General features: G+C 69.7%; 18 protein-coding genes, 1 pseudogene and 1 riboswitch. Of the genes and pseudogenes, 7 read left to right on the forward strand and 12 right to left on the reverse strand.

Features of this window, described 5'->3' with window-relative positions; all coding sequences use genetic code 11:
• Positions 1–212: 212 nt before the first annotated feature.
• The gene (locus tag CGZ93_RS02565; protein WP_094362596.1) at positions 213–449 is read left to right on the forward strand and encodes a zinc-ribbon domain-containing protein; all 237 of its coding nucleotides are present in this window, start codon (positions 213–215) and stop codon (positions 447–449) included.
• A 135-nt stretch (positions 450–584) separates the two neighbouring features.
• On the opposite strand, the gene qcrB is transcribed toward CGZ93_RS02565, so the two are convergent.
• The 4 genes from qcrB to ctaE form a co-directional block, all read right to left on the reverse strand.
• On the reverse strand, positions 585–2,336 hold the full coding sequence (gene qcrB, locus CGZ93_RS02570) for a cytochrome bc1 complex cytochrome b subunit (protein WP_094362597.1): 1,752 nt from the start codon (positions 2,334–2,336) through the stop codon (positions 585–587).
• 6 nt (positions 2,337–2,342) lie between these two features.
• Positions 2,343–3,374, reverse strand: coding sequence for a cytochrome bc1 complex Rieske iron-sulfur subunit (gene qcrA, locus CGZ93_RS02575; RefSeq protein WP_094362710.1), 1,032 nt, complete (start codon positions 3,372–3,374; stop codon positions 2,343–2,345).
• A gap of 140 nt (positions 3,375–3,514) precedes the next feature.
• Positions 3,515–4,318 carry a cytochrome bc1 complex diheme cytochrome c subunit gene (gene qcrC / locus CGZ93_RS02580; RefSeq protein ID WP_094362711.1) on the reverse strand — a complete coding sequence of 268 codons (804 nt, stop codon included), beginning with the start codon at positions 4,316–4,318 and terminating at the stop codon, positions 3,515–3,517.
• Between the two features lie 53 nt (positions 4,319–4,371).
• Positions 4,372–5,055: an aa3-type cytochrome oxidase subunit III gene (gene ctaE, locus CGZ93_RS02585; protein WP_456073004.1), complete on the reverse strand. Its 684-nt coding sequence runs from the start codon at positions 5,053–5,055 to the stop codon at positions 4,372–4,374.
• A gap of 292 nt (positions 5,056–5,347) precedes the next feature.
• On the opposite strand from ctaE, the gene CGZ93_RS02590 reads away from it, so the two are divergent.
• Positions 5,348–5,806, forward strand: coding sequence for a response regulator transcription factor (locus CGZ93_RS02590; protein WP_141211047.1), 459 nt, complete (start codon positions 5,348–5,350; stop codon positions 5,804–5,806).
• Positions 5,807–5,821: 15 nt separating this feature from the next.
• A complete protein-coding gene (gene trpD / locus CGZ93_RS02595) occupies positions 5,822–6,868 on the forward strand; it encodes an anthranilate phosphoribosyltransferase (protein WP_094362598.1) in 1,047 nt (348 codons plus the stop codon).
• A gap of 13 nt (positions 6,869–6,881) precedes the next feature.
• Here trpD and CGZ93_RS02600 read toward each other — a convergent pair whose 3' ends face one another.
• From CGZ93_RS02600 to CGZ93_RS20195, 3 genes and pseudogenes are all read right to left on the reverse strand, one after another.
• Positions 6,882–7,535: an A24 family peptidase gene (locus CGZ93_RS02600; RefSeq protein WP_094362599.1), complete on the reverse strand. Its 654-nt coding sequence runs from the start codon at positions 7,533–7,535 to the stop codon at positions 6,882–6,884.
• A gap of 10 nt (positions 7,536–7,545) precedes the next feature.
• Positions 7,546–8,001: a hypothetical protein gene (locus tag CGZ93_RS02605; RefSeq protein WP_094362600.1), complete on the reverse strand. Its 456-nt coding sequence runs from the start codon at positions 7,999–8,001 to the stop codon at positions 7,546–7,548.
• Positions 8,002–8,163: 162 nt separating this feature from the next.
• Positions 8,164–8,331 (reverse strand): annotated as a pseudogene (locus tag CGZ93_RS20195) (sunset domain-containing protein); the annotation flags it as partial.
• A gap of 855 nt (positions 8,332–9,186) precedes the next feature.
• On the opposite strand from CGZ93_RS20195, the gene CGZ93_RS02615 reads away from it, so the two are divergent.
• Together CGZ93_RS02615 and CGZ93_RS02620 are read left to right on the forward strand one after the other, a co-directional pair.
• Complete coding sequence (locus CGZ93_RS02615; RefSeq protein ID WP_094362602.1) at positions 9,187–9,705, forward strand: peptidylprolyl isomerase; 519 nt, start codon at positions 9,187–9,189, stop codon at positions 9,703–9,705.
• 4 nt (positions 9,706–9,709) lie between these two features.
• Complete coding sequence (locus tag CGZ93_RS02620; protein ID WP_094362603.1) at positions 9,710–10,714, forward strand: rhomboid family intramembrane serine protease; 1,005 nt, start codon at positions 9,710–9,712, stop codon at positions 10,712–10,714.
• 22 nt (positions 10,715–10,736) lie between these two features.
• Here the strand turns inward: CGZ93_RS02620 and CGZ93_RS18185 are convergent, their stop codons facing one another.
• From CGZ93_RS18185 to CGZ93_RS02640, 5 genes are all read right to left on the reverse strand, one after another.
• Entirely contained in the window at positions 10,737–10,949 is a 213-nt protein-coding gene (locus tag CGZ93_RS18185; protein ID WP_141211048.1) for a hypothetical protein, read from the reverse strand.
• The gene (locus CGZ93_RS02625; RefSeq protein ID WP_094362604.1) at positions 10,915–11,190 is read right to left on the reverse strand and encodes an Lrp/AsnC family transcriptional regulator; all 276 of its coding nucleotides are present in this window, start codon (positions 11,188–11,190) and stop codon (positions 10,915–10,917) included. The genes CGZ93_RS18185 and CGZ93_RS02625 overlap by 35 nt, the downstream gene beginning before the upstream one ends.
• Positions 11,191–11,342: 152 nt before the next feature.
• Positions 11,343–13,061 carry a DEDD exonuclease domain-containing protein gene (locus tag CGZ93_RS02630; protein ID WP_229117150.1) on the reverse strand — a complete coding sequence of 573 codons (1,719 nt, stop codon included), beginning with the start codon at positions 13,059–13,061 and terminating at the stop codon, positions 11,343–11,345.
• A 165-nt stretch (positions 13,062–13,226) separates the two neighbouring features.
• Positions 13,227–13,811, reverse strand: coding sequence for a dihydrofolate reductase family protein (locus CGZ93_RS02635; protein WP_094362606.1), 585 nt, complete (start codon positions 13,809–13,811; stop codon positions 13,227–13,229).
• A gap of 78 nt (positions 13,812–13,889) precedes the next feature.
• Positions 13,890–14,483 (reverse strand): hypothetical protein, encoded by a 594-nt coding sequence (locus CGZ93_RS02640; protein ID WP_094362607.1) that lies wholly within the window; start codon positions 14,481–14,483, stop codon positions 13,890–13,892.
• Between the two features lie 382 nt (positions 14,484–14,865).
• Here CGZ93_RS02640 and CGZ93_RS02645 point away from each other — a divergent pair, with 382 nt between their 5' ends.
• The gene (locus CGZ93_RS02645) at positions 14,866–15,111 is read left to right on the forward strand and encodes a hypothetical protein (RefSeq protein WP_094362608.1); all 246 of its coding nucleotides are present in this window, start codon (positions 14,866–14,868) and stop codon (positions 15,109–15,111) included.
• 57 nt (positions 15,112–15,168) lie between these two features.
• Positions 15,169–15,301: riboswitch (cyclic di-AMP (ydaO/yuaA leader) on the forward strand.
• A gap of 3 nt (positions 15,302–15,304) precedes the next feature.
• Positions 15,305–16,510 carry a C40 family peptidase gene (locus CGZ93_RS02650; protein ID WP_141211049.1) on the forward strand — a complete coding sequence of 402 codons (1,206 nt, stop codon included), beginning with the start codon at positions 15,305–15,307 and terminating at the stop codon, positions 16,508–16,510.
• The last annotated feature ends 44 nt before the right edge of the window (positions 16,511–16,554 follow it).

Consider the following 16,554-nt stretch of genomic DNA (forward strand, 5'->3'; position numbering starts at 1 on the left):
TCCCCGCGCTTCAGGACAGCCGTCGAACCCCCGCGGCGACTCTGCGGAGGGAAGACGGGCGACGCGGGGTTCTCCTTGGTGTCCTTCCAGAGCGGGGGCGCGTCGCCAGACGCTCGGCGGCGGGTACGCCGCCTCGCGCGCGACGCGCCCAATCCCCGGGCGCCTCGCGCGCGACGCGCCCGCGACCCTCACCCCTCGATAGGCTGGGGATCATGCTGATCTGGGGAACCAAGGGATATCTGGACATCATCTGCACGCTGATGTACGCGTGCCGCCGCTGCGGGAACCAGCCGCTCACCTTGCTCAAGCACGGGTCGAAGTTCACCCTCTTCTTCATCCCACTGTTCCCGGTCTCCACCCGATGGTCGCTGGTCTGCAACTTCTGCCGCGAGGAATACCCGATCACCGCCGAGGAGGCGAAGCAGCACCAGGAGGTCGCCGCCTCCTGATCCACCGCCGCCGCGTGTCGCACCTCGCGCGCGAGGCGGCGTACCCGCCGCAGGGGATTGGGCGTGTCGCGCGCGAGGCGGCGTACAAAAGGAAGGGCCTCGGACCGAGCGGTCCGAGGCCCTTGTGGCCAGTGATCACTGCTGGCCGCTGAGCTCCTTGCGGTCACTGTGCCCAACCGCGTTCGAGCCGTGGGAGTCGTCGTGACCGTGGTCGTCGCCGTGGCCCTCGTGCAGGGTGTGCTGGACGGCCTCGTCGTATTCCTCGCGGGTCGGCTTGGGCAAGTTGTCGCGGAAGAACCAACGCTGCATGGTGGCGCGCAGCTTGCTGGCACCGCCCTTGACGCGTACGCCGGACTCGTCGGTGGTCGCGCCCGGCTCGATCGGCATCACGTCGTTGCGATAGGTGAGGGTGTACGCCTCATCACGCGACAGCGGCACGTGGCCCTCGGAGTAGCCACCGTCCAGGGAACGCTCCATCTGACCGGACTCCGAGCCGTGCAGCACCCGCTCCTGCTTCTGCCGCTGCATGCCCAGGCAGATCCGCTTGGTGGCGATGAAGACCAGCACCGGCACCAGGAACACCGCAACCCGCAGGAAGTAGGTGACCGCGTTCAGCGACAGGTTGAACTTGATCGCCAGGATGTCGTTGCCACCGCCGAGCAGGAACATCAGATAACAGGAGATGGCCGCCGCACCGAGTGCGGTGCGGGTGGCGTTCTGATACGGGAACTCCAGGATGTGGTGCTCGCGCTCGTCCTTGGTGATCCACCGCTCGATGAACGGATAGAGCGCCATGGAGGTGAACAGCAGCCCGAGCAGGCCGGCGCCGGGCAGGAAGACGTTCCACGACCAGGTGGTGCCGGCGATGTGCCACTCCCAGGCCGGCATGATCCGCACCGCGCCCTCGGCCGGGCCCATGTACCAGTCCGGCTGCGAACCGGCGGTCACCTCGGCCGGATTGTACGGGCCGTACTGCCAGACCGGGTTGATCTGGAAGAACGCCCCCATCAGCACCAGCATGCCGGAGACGATGAAGAAGAAGCCGCCCGCCTTGGCCATGTAGACCGGGAACAGGGGATAGCCGACGACGTTGGTCTCCTTGCGGCCCGGGCCGGGATACTGGGTGTGCTTGTGATACACGACCAGCGCCATGTGGGCGGCGATCAGGCCGAGCAGCAGGCCGGGGATCAGCAGGATGTGCGCCATGTACAGCCGCGGGATGATCAGGCTGCCCGGATATTCCCCGCCGAACACGAAGAACTCGGCCCAGGTGCCGATGATCGGCACCGAGCGGATCATCCCGTCGGCGAACCGCAGGCCGGTGCCCGACAGCAGATCGTCCGGCAGCGAATAGCCGGCGAACCCCTCGACCATGCCCATCGACAGCAGGCCGACGCCGAGCAGCCAGTTCAGCTCGCGCGGCTTGCGGAAGGCGCCGGTGAAGAACACCCGCAGCGAGTGGGCGAACATCGCGCCGATGAACAACATCGCCGCCCAGTGGTGGATCTGCCGGATCAGCAGGCCGCCGCGGATGTCGAACGACAGCGCGAGCGATGAGGCGTACGCCTCGGACATCGCCACGCCCTTGAGCAGCTGATAGGACCCCTCGTATTCGATCTCGTTCATCGACGGCTTGAACCAGATCGTCAGGAACACACCGGTCAGCAGCAGGATGATGAACGAATACAGCGCGATCTCACCGAGCAGGAACGACCAGTGGTCGGGGAACACCTTGCGCAGGTTCTTCTTGCCCATGGCGGCCAGGCCGAGCCGGTCGTCGGCCCAGCCGGCAGCGCCGGCGAGCGGCTGCAGGGGGTGCTTCTTGTCGGGGGACTTCGCCTGGGTGGCGTCGGTCGCGGTCTCGGAGACCTTTGCGGGCTTTGCCATCAGTGATCACTCACCCTCGTCGTCGGGGAACCAGTCGCGCTCGGGATAGCTCGGCCCGACCGGTGCGGTGAAGTCCTGCGTGGCCACCAGATAGCCCTCGTTGTCCACGGTGATCTTCAGCTGCGGCAGGGCACGTGCGGCGGGCCCGAAGACCACCTTACCGCCGTCGCCCAGGTCGAAGGTCGACTGGTGGCACGGGCACAGCAGGTGGTGGGTCTGCTGCTCCCACAGCGAGATCGGGCAGCCCACGTGCGTGCAGATCTTCGAGTACGCCATGATCCCGGCCACGTGCCAGTCCTTGCGACGCTCGGGGATCTTGATCGAGTTCGGGTCCATCCGGACGATGATGATCGCGGACTTGGCCTTCTCGGTCTGGAATTCCGGGCCGTGCAGCTTCTCCAGGTTGGCCGGCTCGGCGTTCACCAGCTGGCCGATCTGCATGGCCGAGGCCTTGATCGGCTGCCAGGTGACGTCGTTCACCAGCCGGACCGGCTTGGCCGCGGAGGCCTCGTGCCACAGCGTACGCTCGATGGTCCGCTTGCGGGTGGACGGCAGCGGCCACGGACCCAGGTCGGCCAGGGTGACCAGCGGGGCCAGAGCGGTCAGGCCGATGGCGCCCAGCAGCGAGCGGCCGATCACCGCGCGGCGGGACAGACCCGACTCCGCGATGCCCTTGTCCACCTCGGCCATCGTGGCCCTGCGGTCCGCGTCGCTGGAGCTGGCGACGTGCCGCTCCTCGGTGATCTCGTGATCGCCCATGATCTCGCGCGCCCACTGCACCGCGCCGATACCGATCAGCAGCACCGCCAGACCCAGGGTCAGACCGAGGCCGACGTGCTGGGCGTTGGCGTGGATGAAACCGAACTCGATGGAGTACTTGCGCAGTCCGGGCCAGAAATAGATGACGATGAACGCCAGCGCCAGCAGGGGAGCGGCCGCGAAGCAGGCCACGATCTGCCGGGTGGCGCGGGCCGCGGCCGCGTCGTCCACGTCGGTGTACCGCTCGACGTGCTCCTCGAGGCCCGGGTCGTCGATCATCTGATACTCGACGACACCGTTCTCGTCCGGCTCGGGCCGGGTCGCCACGGCCGAGCCGTGCGCGCCGTGGCTGTCGGGGCCGTCGTGCTCACCGTGACCGGTCCCGCGCTCGGGGAGGTTGGATCCACTCTTCTCGCTGCTCACTTGGCGCGTGCTCCCTTCGAAGCGATCCAGACGGCGAAGGCGACCAGTCCGCCGATCCCGGCGATCCAGGCCCAGAAGCCCTCGGCCACCGGGCCCAGGCCGCCGAAGTTCATGCCGCCGTGGTTGGGCTGCTCGTGCAACTCGTTCAGATACCCGATGATCGCGCGCACGTCCTCATCGGGCAGCGCCTCCGTGGAGAACACGGGCATCTGCTGGGGGCCGGTGCGCAACGCCTCGTAGATGTGCTTGTTGTCCACGCCCTCCAGGGTGGGGGCGTACTTGCCGTTGGGCAGCGCACCACCCAGGCCGGCGTAGTTGTGGCAGGCCGAGCAGTTGGTGCGGAACAGCTCGCCACCCTTGGCGATCTCCTCCTCGCTCAGCCCACTCGGGCTGTACTGCTCGGGGCGCGGGATGGGCGGGCCCTCACCGAGCTGGGCGACGAAGGCGGCCAGCTTGGCGGTCTCCTCCGGGGTGTAGCTGTTCGGCTTGCGCGGCGCCTGGGCGCCCGGGTGGGCCATCGGCATCCGGCCGGTGCTGACCTGGAAGTCGACGGCCGCGGCGCCGACGCCGACCAGCGACGGGCCCTGCGATCCGCCCTCTCCCTGGAGTCCGTGGCAGGAGGCGCAGCCGACCGCGAAGAGCTGCTGACCCTCCTTGACCTGCTGGGTCATGGCGGTGTCCGCGCTGGACTTCCCGGCCGGAGCGAATCCCGCGTACACGACACCCATCAGGAAGAGTGCCAACACGAGGAGCAGCGGCCGTGCTGCGCGGTGCCGTCGCCTGGCTGACAGGAATCTCACGGGGGACGTCCCTTCGGGTTGGGGTTGGCTGGTGCCGTCGATTCGGGGGGTGGTCATTTCAGGAAGTAGATGACCGAGAACAGGATGATCCACACCACGTCGACGAAGTGCCAGTAGTAGGAGATGGCGACGGCCGAGACCGCCTGCTCGTGGGTGAACCGCCGCGCCACGTAGGTCCGGCCCAGCACGAAGATGAACGCGATCAGACCGCCGGTCACGTGCAGGCCGTGGAAGCCGGTGGCCAGATAGAACAGCGACCCATACACATCCGACTGCAGGGTGAGGCCCTCATGCCACAGCGAGGCGTACTCGAACACCTGGCCGCCGATGAAGATCGAGCCGAGGATGAACGTGACGATGTACCAGAACCGCATCTTCTTCACGTTGCCGTGCTCGGCGGCGAAGACGCCGATCTGGCAGGTGACCGAGGAGAGCACCAGGATGATCGTGTTGGCCAGCGCGAACGGGACGTTCAGCATCGACGTGCCCTGATGCCACAGCGTCCCCGCCGGGTCGCCGGCGGTCGAGTGGTTGGTCACCGAGCGGATCGTGAAGTAGGCCGCGAACAGGGCGGCGAAGAACATCAGCTCCGAGGCGAGCCAGATCATCGTGCCCACCGCGACCATGTCCGGCCGACCCTTGACCCCGCTCAGCCGGGAACGGGCGATCGGGTGCACGGCACCGGTCGGAAGTTCCACGGAACCGGGCCGGGGGGTCGTCTCGGAAGAAGTAGCCACAGGAGCATTATTGCTCTAGTTGCCGCGACAGTCATCCCGGGCGCCGGGATCGGACGGGATGCAACCGTTTTGTTGTAAGGCGCGCGCGGTGCGGTGTGGCCAAGGTCACTTCGGTACGCCGCAGCGGCGGCGGATCGGGCGCCCGGGCGGTGCGCCGGATCCGGTCGCGGCTGGCGCGGGGGTCGGACGCCGATATGATCGCCCGTGGTCGGTCTTTCGGACCCGAATCTCCCGACCGGCCCCGAATCTCCCAACCGGCCCCGTATCTCTCAACCCGCGCAGTGAGGAACAGATGAGCGCAGAATCGCCGCAGGCACCGTCGCAGGACCACTCGTCGCGCGAGGAGTCGCGATCGGCGACCGTGCTGGTCTATTCCGATGACCGCACCGTTCGTCAGGCCATCCGGCTCGCCCTCGGTGCCGAGGTGGCCAGCGACCTGCCGGTCCGCGTGGTCGAGGTGGCCACCCCGCGTGCGGTGGTGCAGACCATGGACAACGGCGGGATCGATCTCGCCCTGCTCGACGGTGAGGCGGTCCCCGCCGGCGGCCTGGGAATCTGCCGGCAGTTGAAGGACGAGATCCCGCACTGCCCGCCGGTGCTGGTCGTGGTGGGCCGGATGGACGACGCCTGGTTGGCGACCTGGTCGCGCGCGGACGCCGTGGTGGCTCACCCGATCGACCCGCGCCGGTTGGCCGCCGAGGTCGCCGGGTTGCTCCGCCAGCGCCAGTCCGGTACGCCGGCCCGCGCCTGAGTCTCGGGACGGATCGTGGCTCATCGTTGGCAGGACCTGCTCAGCGCGCTGGTCGCCGGTCAGGACCTGACCGCCGACCAGACCGGCTGGGCGATGGACGAGGTGCTCAGCGGCGCCGCCAGTGACGTGCACCTGGCCGCCTTCGCCGTCGCCCTGCGTGCCAAGGGGGAGACCGTCGCCGAACTGGCCGGGATGGCCGATCAGATGCTGGCGAAGGCCCGCCCGATCAGCCTGGAGGCCGACGCCGTCGACATCGTCGGCACCGGTGGGGACCGGGCAAACACGGTGAACGTGTCCACCATGTCGGCAGTCACCGCCGCCGCGGCCGGTGCCACGGTGGCCAAGCACGGCAACCGGGCCGCCTCCTCGGCCTGCGGCACCGCCGACGTGCTGGAGGAGCTCGGGGTGGTGCTCGACCTGCCGGCCGAGAAGCAGCAGCAGGTGATGGACGCCGCCGGCATCGTCTTCCTGTTCGCCTCGCATTATCACGCCTCGCTGCGGCACGCCGCGGGTGTTCGCGCCGGGCTCGGGATCGCGACCACCTTCAACCTGCTGGGCCCGCTGTCCAACCCGGCCCGGCCCCGGGCCCAGGCCATCGGCATTGCCGACGCTCGTTCCGCCGGGCTGATCGCCGGGGTGCTCGCCGCCCGCGGCGTGCGCGGGCTGGTCTTCCACGGCGACGACGGGCTGGATGAGCTGACCACGACCACAGACTCCCGGGTCTGGTTGGTCAACCACGGTCGGGTCGTGGAGACCCGGCTCGATCCGACCGAGTTGGGCATCGCACGGGCCCGGGTCCAGGACCTGGTCGGCGGTGATCGGGTGCTGAACGCCCGGATCGCCCGCGACACCTTCGCCGGCGCCGGGGGACCGGTGCGCGACATCGTCACCCTGAACACCGCGGCCGCGCTGCTGGCACACGCGGGCCCGGATCTGGATCGCCCGCTGACCGAGCAGCTCAACGAGAAGGTCGAGCTGGCCCGGCAGACCCTGGACAGCGGGGCCGCCGCGGCCAAGCTGGAGCAGTGGGTGCAGGCGACCCGCACCGCGGCCGGCCGCTGACGGTGTACCCCCCTCAGCCGGAACCGAACCAGGCCACCGCGACCAACTGTCCCATCAGCAGCGGCGGGCCGTAGGGAAACAGTCCACGCCGCCCGAGTGCGGCGCGGGCCAGCCCGAACAGTGCGCCGGCCAGGGTGCCCAGCAGCACACTCCAGAACAGCACCCCCCAGCCGGCGGCGGCGGCGCAGGCGCCGAGCACCGGGGCCAGCCGGACGTCCCCGAAGCCGATCCCGCCGACCACCCGCCAGACCAACCACCAGAACGCCAGGCAGGCCAGCGCCCCGAGCAGCAGCCGCAGCCCGCTCCGCCAACCGGCCAGCCCGGTCACCGCCAGCCCACCCAGCGCGGTCACCAGCCACAACGGCCGGGTCAGCCACAGCGGCAGCCAGGTGGTCGCGGCGTCGATGCAGATCAGCAGGCTGCCCAACCCGAGCAGTCCGAGCCACACCGGCCACACCGTCGCGGGCAGCCGCAGGGTGACCAGGGCCGTGGCGGCGGTGGTGCAGACCCCGACCGCGGCAGCGAACCCCCCGGTGGCGAGCCGGGCGTACTCGGGGCGTTCCGTGGCGGGGACGTCGGTCGGCTCGGGGACGCGGCGCAGCAGGGGGATGGTGAGCAGGGCCGTGGCCAGCCCCAGCAGCAGCGACAGCGCGAGTGGCACCCACACGCCCGTCACTCTAGGCCGCCACCGGCTCGGCCAACCGGAAACTGATCCCCTGGGCGTACGCCGCCGCGGCCACGGCCAACTCGACCCGCAGACTCACCTCACCCGTCTCGCCCGTGAGCAGGGTCTGCACCAGCAGCCGATCCCCGCCGAGCAGTTCCGCCAGTTGCCCGGTGCCGAACCCGGCCGCGCGCAACCGTTGGCACAACGTGGCGGCCCGCCGGGCGGGGACCGGCAGGTGCAACGCTTCCGGCACGGCGCGCAGCTCGATCGCGATCAGTCGGCGGGCATAGACCCGGGTCAGCTTCCGCACCCCGTCGCCGGCCACCAGCCGCGCCAACAGCCGCGGCGGTACGCCAGCGAACAGTGCCAGTTCCCGGGGGCGCAGTCCGGTCTCGGCGATCAGCCGCCGCGCGTGCATCCGGAACGGTCGCGCGTCGACCCAGTCCCAACGATCGGTGGTGTCCATGGTTCCCCCTCGATGACCTGCTATCAGTAACAGGCCGATCAGGGCGGGGTGATGTGACCGTGGGTGGGCGAACCGGTGTTGTCCGTTCGCCGCGGGTGTTGTCCGGGAACGACAGGAGGCGGGCACCCCGTCCGGGGTACCCGCCTCCTGGCGGTGCTGGGTTCAGCGCTGGGCGCGGGAGAAGCCGGCCTTCTCGGCGGCCTCCTCGCTGGTGAACCACACGTCGGCGATGGTGCGCTCATAGCCACCGCTGCCGGCGGTGTGATACTTCATCGAGCGCTCGTTGCCCTTGATGGTGAAGCCGGCCGGCGGCTCGGCCCCGACATAGGCGTCCTCGTTGTACTTGGTGCGATCGACCGGGGGAGCGGCCTGCTCGTTGGCCGGGGCGTCGACCGGCTCACCGAACGACTGGCTGCTGGCGGCCGGCTTGTCGGCGGACTTGGTCGGCTCGTACGCCGAGGCGGACTGCCAGTCGGAGTCGGACGGCGCCATGAACTTCTTCCAGAGGAAGTAGCCGGCGGCCCCGAGCAGACCGAGGGCGAGGATCACGAAGAAGGGGCTGCCCTTCTTCTTGGTCTTCGCCGGAGTGGCGCTCTTGCGCAGGGCCTTGATCTGCTCCAGCTGGGCCTTCTGCAGCTTCTTCTGCTCGCCCTTGGAGAGCCCGATCTCGCCGCGCAGCGCCTGAACGGCGGCGATGCCGCGGCTCTGCGCCTCCTGGGCGTTGGGGTTGTTGACCAGGTTCTCCAGCGCATCGGAGAGCTTGGGGACGATGTCCTCATAGCCCCCGCGGGCACGCTCCTTGGCGACGGCGATGGTTGGGGCCAGGGCATCGGCGGCCTGCTGGGCGTACTGGGCGCCCTTCTCGCGGGCGTCCGTCGCGAGCGGGGTCAGCCTGTCCTTGCCCTGATCCAGCAGGGGGCTGAGCTTGCTCTTGGCGTCGGCGAGGTAGGCGGCACGGGTGCCCGCGGCCGTGTGAGTATTCTCTGCGGCGGCGTTTACTTTGACCTTCACGATTCCTCCGTGTGGGTTGTCGGCTCCGGTTGGAGTTACCCCACGGTATCGGCCGGGTTCAAGGCGCCTCGGGCGGGGGCCGGTTCGGCCACCCGTGCAAGGATGGGTACGCCCACCGCGACGGTGGCCGAAACACCCCAGTGAACACTGATCAGCAGAAGAAAGGTGCCCCCGGTGGCGAAGACTGCGACCCTGCACACCAACCACGGCGACGTGGTGATCAACCTCTTCGAGAACCACGCCCCGAAGACCGTCGACAACTTCGTCGGTCTGGCGACCGGCAGCAAGGAGTACACCGATCCGCAGACCGGGCAGAAGACCACCGGCAAGTTCTATGACGGCCTCGGCTTCCACCGGATCATCGACGGTTTCATGATCCAGGGCGGCTGCCCCGAGGGCAGCGGCCGCGGCGGCCCCGGTTATCAGTTCGGTGACGAGTTCCACCCGGAGCTGGCGTTCAACAAGCCCTATCTGCTGGCGATGGCGAACGCCGGGCCCGGCACCAACGGCTCGCAGTTCTTCATCACCGTGGCGCCCACCCCGCACCTGAACCGTCGGCACACCATCTTCGGTGAGGTGGCCGACCAGGCCAGCCGCGACGTGGTCGACGCCATCGCCAAGGTGCGCACCGGCGGCATGGACCGCCCGGTCGAACCGGTCGTGATCAACTCCGTCGAGGTCAGCGAGAGCTGATCCGATGACCGAGGGGCGCGACGACAGCCGGGAGCGCGGCGAGCGACCGGACTTCACCTGGGAGGAGTTCGCCAAGGGCCACGGGTCCGGCGGCAGACCCGCTCCCAGCGATGACGAACGGTTCAAGCCCTGCTTCCGGCACGCGGGCCGATCCACCGGAATCACCTGCCAGCGGTGCGACCGCCCGATCTGCGGCGAGTGCATGCGGCCGGCCTCGGTCGGTTTCCAGTGCCCGGTCTGCGTCGCCGAACAGCAGATGTCGACGCCCCCCGGCAGCGGTGGCGGCCGGGGGTCGGGTCGGGGCCGCTTCGGTGGATTCGGCGGGCGAGGGTCGTCCGGTTCGACCCCGCGGTCCCTCGGCGGGCTGCGGCTCAGCGGCGGCCCGGTCAGCACCACCGCCGCGCTGATGGTGGCGATGGGATCGGTCGGCCTGATCGACCTGTTCACCGGTGGCTTCGGCCGCGGGATCGCCAGCCAGGTGCTGGCGTACTCCGGTCAGGGCATCGCCTCCGGACAACTGTGGCGGCTGGTCACCGGCGTGGTGGTCCCCGACGGCGGCCTGTTCACCCTGCTGCTGAACCTGCTCTTCATGTGGCTGATCGGGCGCGACGTCGAGGCCGCCTTCGGCCGCGGCCGGATGCTCGCCATCGCCGTGATCGCCGGACTCGGCTCGGCCGCGGCGTTGTCGCTGCTCTATCCAATGCTGGCCTGGGGGCTGGCGTACAGCGCCATCCTCGGACTGCTCGCCGCCCGCGCCGCGCTCGGCTTCCGCAACGGCGAGGACGTCCGCGGCTATCTGATCCTGTTCGGGCTGATGGTGTTGGTGAACCTGGTCCTCGGGTCGTTGCCGGGAGCGATCAGCCTGCTCGGTGCGATCATCGGCGGTGCCGCCGCCGGGGCATTGCTGTCGGCCAACCCGCGGGGCAGCCGGACCAGCTTTGACGTCGTGAGTCTTTCGGTGCTCGGCGTCGTGCTGGCCGGGATCTGCATCGGCCGGGTTCTGATCTGATCGGCGCGGGCGGCTCGGCTGCCTAGCTGGGTACGCCGGTCGGGATCGGGATCGGCGTCCACGGCTCCTGCCGGGCCAACCACCACGCCAGGAATGTCACCACGATCGCCAGGGCCGTGGTCAGCGCCACCAGCACCCACCAGAACCGCAACGAGCGTTGTCGGCGCGCCAGCAGCGGGTCTGTGGTCGGCGACCGCTGCTCAGTTGCCGAGGGAGAAGGCGGCGTCGAGGTCATGGCTGGAGTATGCCCGGAAGGCGATGTGGGTCTCGGTGTTGGTCACCCCGGGCACCTTGTTCAACCGGTCGGCGATCACCGCGGCGACGGCGTCGTGGTCGCGAACCCGGACGATCGCGATCAGGTCGATCCGCCCGGTCACCGAATAGACCTCGGTCACCCCATCCAGGGCGGCGATCTGCTCGGCGACCTCGGGAATGCGGGCGACGTCGGCGGTGACGAAAACAATGGCAGTGACCATGAGAGGCATCCTATTGGGGTCGTCTCACGCCCGCGCGCCCAATCCCCGTTCTTCGCTCATCGCCCTCGTCGAAATCCCTCGCGACGAGTCAGCGGGCGGTTGCGCGGGTGACGCGGGGTTTCTCCGCGGGCTCTTCCAGAACGGGGGTGCGCTCATCGACGCTTGCCGACGGGTCGGCTCGCGCCGAGGGCGTGCGTGGCGAGGGCGCCCGGGGCCAGGCCGACGTGCAGCGGCCAGGACCAGTCGCCGTCGACCTCGATCAGGCGTACACCGTCGAGCTCGAGCCAGGCGGCGATCCGCTCGGCCTCCTCAACGGTGCCTGCCGGAAGCGGCGGCGGGGGAGCGGGCACGGTCTCGGCCACCTGGACGGCATCTCGGGCCACGGCCTGCGGCACCTCGCCCGGCCGGGCCAGGGCGGCTCCGGCGAGTCGGCCGTGCCGGATCACGTGGATCTCCCAGCCCTCGTCGGTGTGCCGGGCCGCCACCAGCTGCGGGCAGCGGGCCAGGCTGGCCACGCGGTGATGCCGGACGGCGGTGCTCGTCCACGCCTCGAGGCGTTGGCGCAGCTCGGCGGCCTCCTCGAACCGTTCCTGGTCGATCAGCCGCTGCAGGCGTACCCGCGCCGCGGTGAGCACCGGGCGTACATCACCGGACAGGCAGACCCGCAGAGCGGCCACCACCTCGGCGTACTCGGCGACGCTCACCGAGTGGTCGCAGGGTGACAGGCACCTCCCCATCCCGGCCAGCGCGCAGGCCGAGCTGGTCGTACGCACCGACAACCGCCCCGTGCACTGCCGGATCGGGAAGGCGTCGTGCAGGGCGGCCAGTACCCGGCCCGCGGTCTGCCGGCTGCGGAAGGGGCCGAGATAGCTGGCGTCGTCACCGCGGACCTGGCGGACCACCGACAACCGCGGGTACGCCTCGTCGGTCAGCTTGAGCCAGTGCAGCTTGCGCGGAAACTTCGAGCGCCGGTTGTAGCGCGGGGAGTGCCGCTCGATCAGCCGCAGCTCGGTCACCTCCGCCTGCAGCGGGGTCAGGCACACCACCGCCTCCACCCCGTGCGCGACCCGGACCATCTCATCCATCCGGCGGCGGGTCTCGGCGGCGGTGAAATAGCTGCGCACCCGGCGGCGGATGTTGGTCGCCTTGCCGACATAGAGCACCCGGCGTTGCGGCCCGTCGTCGCCGGGGACCTCGTCGTGGAACAGATAGACGCCCGGTTCGGCCGGCAGCCCCTCGGCCCAGGTCCGCTTGGCGCGGCGCTCCTTGGAGACCCGGCGGGTGAACTCGAGCAGGTCGTCCAGGGTGTGTACGCCAAGGTTGCCGACCCGCTCGATCAGCCCGTGCAGCACGTCGACGGTGGCGCGGGCGTCCGACAGGGCCCGGTGGTTGGGGGTGGTGGTGGAGTGGAAGTGGTGGGCGAGGGTGGCCAGCTTGTGGTTGGGCACCTCGTCGCGCAGCATCACCTGCCGGGCCAGCGCCACGGTGTCCAGGGTGCGCGGGGCCGGCCACGGCTGGTCGTGCGCGGCACAGGCGCGTTTCAGGAAACCGACGTCGAAGCCGGCGTTGTGCGCCACCCAGACCGCACCGCGGGCGAACTCGAGGAACCCCGGCAGCACCTGGGCGAGCCGCGGGGCGTCGGCGACCATCTGGTTGGTGATACCGGTCAGCACCTGGATCAGCGCGGGGATGTGGGTGATCGGGTTGATCAGCGTCTGGAACTCCCCGAGCACCTCACCCCCGCGCACCTTCACCGCCCCGATCTCGGTGATCGCGTCCCCCTCGCTGCCGCCGGTCGTCTCCAGGTCGACCACCAGGAAGGTGGTGGCCGACAGCGGGGTACCCAGGTCGGTGAGACTGGGCTGCAGCATCGGATCGGGGTACGCCAGGGCCATATCGAGGACCGTACGGATGACCTCTGACAGTGCTGTGGTGCGATGATCATTCCAAGTGCGGGACCCCCTTGCTCCCGACTCGCCACCGCCCGGCCCGTTCCACGGCGACGAGGTCCTCCGCGATCACAAGAGGGTCCGGCGTCATTCGGTGAACCCGTACACCAGGGCGACCGTTCCCAGGCTGGTCTGCCCGACCGACCTCAACTCCAGACCCTGCGGGGCAGGCTGCTCGCCGAACAACCGCTTGCCGGCTCCCAGCAGCAGCGGGTGGACGAAGAGGCGGATCTCGTCGACCAGCCGGTGGGCCAGCAATTGCCGGGTGAGTTCCCCGCTGCCGAGCACGGCGATGTCTCCCTCGGTCCGCTTCTTCAGTTCACGCACCGCAGCGGTCAGTTCGGTGGAGATGATCCTGGTGCCGGACCAGGAGGCCTTGGTCAGGGTGCGCGACACGACGTACTTCGGCGTCGCATTGAGGTGTGCGGCCACCGGGTTGTCCGAGGGCTGCAGCGGCCAGAACGCGGCCAGCTTCTCGAACGTTCGCCGGCCGAAGAGGTAGCTCGAGGTGTGGGCCAATCCCGAGGGATCGACCACCTCGGGCATGGCGGTGGCGAACCTGGCCCCCCAGCCACCGTGCGCGAACCCCCCTGTGGTGTCCTCCTCAGGGGAGCCGAGCCCCTGCATGACGCCATCCACGGTGGAGAATTCGATCATGACCAACTTGCTCATCGTGTGCCTTTCGTCGTGACGCCGGGGCTGGACACCCGGCGAGGTGCTGTTGGGTTGGGCGGATCGACAGTGACGCCGTCAGAGCAGGCCCCAGAGAATGGTGAGACCGAGGACCGCGTCGAGCACCGCGCAGAGTTCGGCGTACCGGGGTCCGACGACGCTTCGGCGAACGAGGTGGACCGCATCCCAGGCGGCATGGGCGATGAGACCTCCGGCGATGAGCAGGGCAGCGACCGTGCCGTCGGTGAGTGCCCCGGCGACCGCGATGGCGCCGAACCCGGCCAGGGCGTACAACTGCAGCCGGTTGCAGGCACGCGCCCACGTTCCCCTGCGCCACCCGATGATGATCAGCGCCAACGCCAGCGCAGCCATGATCAGGAACGGCAGGGCGGCCACTCCTGCGAGTCGGCCGGAGAGCACGACGGGGATGGACACCAGCAGGCTCCACCAGGCAGTGGGCGGACGGTCGGTCACGGCTGCGGCGACGTAGATGAGCGCGATGACCGCGACCACGCTTGCGATGGTGACGCTGGTCCCGTCACCGCCGCCCCCCAGCAGCCCGGCGCCGAGGCCGAGCAGGCTCGGCCACCACCCGATCCGGGTGCGCTGCTCGTGCGCGTCCGGGGACGGTTCGGCTGGAAATTGTTCGGAGTGAAGGGTGTTGGCGGCCATCAGGCGTCCTCGTCTGTGTGTGGGGCGGCAGGCATTCGGCGACCTGCCTGGACCACCGTCTCGCGGTGGCGGCCGGGACGAATCAGCCAGCCGGTCGAAGAAGCGGGGCCGATCGGCGCGATTCGAGTGACCCGATCGGATGATCCATCCCTGCCCGAAGCCGGCAACGCTGAGGACATGGCGTGAAGACCCATCTCACCCACGCCTTCGACAAGCTGGGTGTCGGCGACCGGGCGGCCGCCGTGCGTGTCGCCTACGAGCGTGGACTGCTCTGAGGTGGCGGGGCGCGCTGGCCGAGCCTCGCGTCAGGACGCCGTTGCCAGGCCGGCGCCCCGTACCCGGGGGGATCAGCACTGTCAGTGGGGGTCTGCAGACTGCTCCCATGGAATCGATTGAGATCGACTGCGGGACGTGCGTGGCGCGTCCGAGAGCCTGCAAGGACTGTGTCATCTCGGTGCTGATGGGCGTGCCGGATGACGCACCGGGTCCGGTGCACCTGGATGCCGACGAGCACCAGGCGTTGACGGTGCTGGCCGAACAGGGGTTGGTGCCACCGTTGCGGCTGGTCCGTCCCGTGCCCCCTGAGGAACCTGAGAGTCTGCCCTGGCTGGCGTCTGGCGGACGCTGAGACTTCTCAGGTTGCGTGTGACTTTCCCGTGACCTAGGGTGACCTGCGGGTGGCATGGCGCTGCCCGCGCCGAGTCCAGTTTCGGAGCCGGGGAACCAGGTCACTTGGGGTGAAACGGGCGTACGCCCGTAGGGCAACCTTCCAGCCCGAATCCGTCAGCTAACCCGGTAGGCGTGAGGTGAAGGGAATAGGCGTGGTCGCACGCATGCACAAGGCGCTGCGCGCTGGCGTACTCGCGGCAACGGTGGGTGCCATGGTGGCCACCGGAGCTCCGCAGGTCGCGTTGGCCGACCCCGACGCGGTCGCGAAGGCCAAGGCCACGGTGGAGTCGCTCTCGATGGAGGCGGCCGCCCTCGACCAGGAGGCGCTCGGCGCCCAGGAGCAGCTCGACTCGGCGTCCAAGCGGTTGAAGAACCGTGAGGCGGACATGACCGCCCAGACCACCAAGGTCGACCGGATGCGGTCCCAGGTCGGTCAGGTCGCCCTCGCCCAGTTCCAGAACCGCAGCCTGAGCCCGACCACCCAGGTGGTGCTGCGCTCGGACAGCGACTCCTTCCTCAGCGAATATTCGACCATCCAGCAGGTCAGCAACAACCAGAACAGCACCCTGCAGGAGTTCCAGACCCAGCAGGCCAACCTGGCCGACATGAAGCGCGGCGCCGCCGCCGACGTGGACACCATCGACAAGTCCACCAAGGCGCTGAAGAAGGCCCGCGAGGACTCGGAGAAGAAGGTCGCCGAGGCCCAGAAGGTGCTCAACCGGCTGACCGCCGAGGAGCGTGCCCGCCTCGCCGAGGAACAGGCCCGCGAGGCCCGCGAGGCCCAGGAGCGCGCCGAGCAGGCCGCCCAGCAGGCCAGCAACAACGACACCAGCGCCGCCGGTCGCCGCAGCACCGCCTCGGCGACCCCGTCGGTCAGGCCGTCGACCAGCGCCACCCCCAAGGCGTCGACCAGCGCCACCCCCAAGGCGTCGGCGAGCGCCACCCCGAAGTCGACCAGGTCTCCCAACGCCTCCGCCCCGCAGGCCGAACCCGCCCCGGTCGCCAACGCCAGCGGCCGCGGCGGCGCCGCGATCGGCTTCGCCCGCGCCCAGCTGGGCAAGCCCTACATCTACGGCGGTACCGGCCCCAGCGGCTACGACTGCTCCGGACTGACCATGGCGGCGTACAAGGCCGCCGGAGTCTCCATCCCGCGCACCTCGCAGGCGCAGTACGCCGGCGCCGGCAGCCAGATCCCGATCTCCTCGGTCCAGCCGGGCGACCTGGTGTTCTATGGCGACCTGAGCCACGTGGCGATCTACGTCGGTGGCGGTCAGGTGATCCACGCCCCGAACTCGACGACCGTGGTGAAGTACGCGCCGTTGACCGGTCGCTACACCAAGGCGGTCCGCGTCGGCTGATCAGCGCCCTCAGAACACGACCCCCCGCAGGCTGCTTTTCGCCC

This window comes from Enemella dayhoffiae (assembly GCF_002250625.1).
GTDB classification, from domain to species: Bacteria; Actinomycetota; Actinomycetes; order Propionibacteriales; family Propionibacteriaceae; genus Enemella; species Enemella dayhoffiae.

What these genes read in the sequence shown, in the direction of transcription:
- CGZ93_RS02565 (WP_094362596.1), top strand. Translation starts at nt 213, where the DNA reads ATGCTGATCTGGGGAACCAAGGGATATCTGGACATCATCTGCACGCTG.
- qcrB (WP_094362597.1), bottom strand. Translation starts at nt 2,336, where the DNA reads ATGGCAAAGCCCGCAAAGGTCTCCGAGACCGCGACCGACGCCACCCAG.
- qcrA (WP_094362710.1), bottom strand. Translation starts at nt 3,374, where the DNA reads ATGATCGACGACCCGGGCCTCGAGGAGCACGTCGAGCGGTACACCGAC.
- CGZ93_RS02590 (WP_141211047.1), top strand. Translation starts at nt 5,348, where the DNA reads ATGAGCGCAGAATCGCCGCAGGCACCGTCGCAGGACCACTCGTCGCGC.
- CGZ93_RS02605 (WP_094362600.1), bottom strand. Translation starts at nt 8,001, where the DNA reads ATGGACACCACCGATCGTTGGGACTGGGTCGACGCGCGACCGTTCCGG.
- CGZ93_RS02620 (WP_094362603.1), top strand. Translation starts at nt 9,710, where the DNA reads ATGACCGAGGGGCGCGACGACAGCCGGGAGCGCGGCGAGCGACCGGAC.
- CGZ93_RS18185 (WP_141211048.1), bottom strand. Translation starts at nt 10,949, where the DNA reads ATGACCTCGACGCCGCCTTCTCCCTCGGCAACTGAGCAGCGGTCGCCG.
- CGZ93_RS02625 (WP_094362604.1), bottom strand. Translation starts at nt 11,190, where the DNA reads ATGGTCACTGCCATTGTTTTCGTCACCGCCGACGTCGCCCGCATTCCC.
- CGZ93_RS02630 (WP_229117150.1), bottom strand. Translation starts at nt 13,061, where the DNA reads ATGCTGCAGCCCAGTCTCACCGACCTGGGTACCCCGCTGTCGGCCACC.
- CGZ93_RS02635 (WP_094362606.1), bottom strand. Translation starts at nt 13,811, where the DNA reads ATGAGCAAGTTGGTCATGATCGAATTCTCCACCGTGGATGGCGTCATG.
- CGZ93_RS02640 (WP_094362607.1), bottom strand. Translation starts at nt 14,483, where the DNA reads ATGGCCGCCAACACCCTTCACTCCGAACAATTTCCAGCCGAACCGTCC.
- CGZ93_RS02645 (WP_094362608.1), top strand. Translation starts at nt 14,866, where the DNA reads ATGGAATCGATTGAGATCGACTGCGGGACGTGCGTGGCGCGTCCGAGA.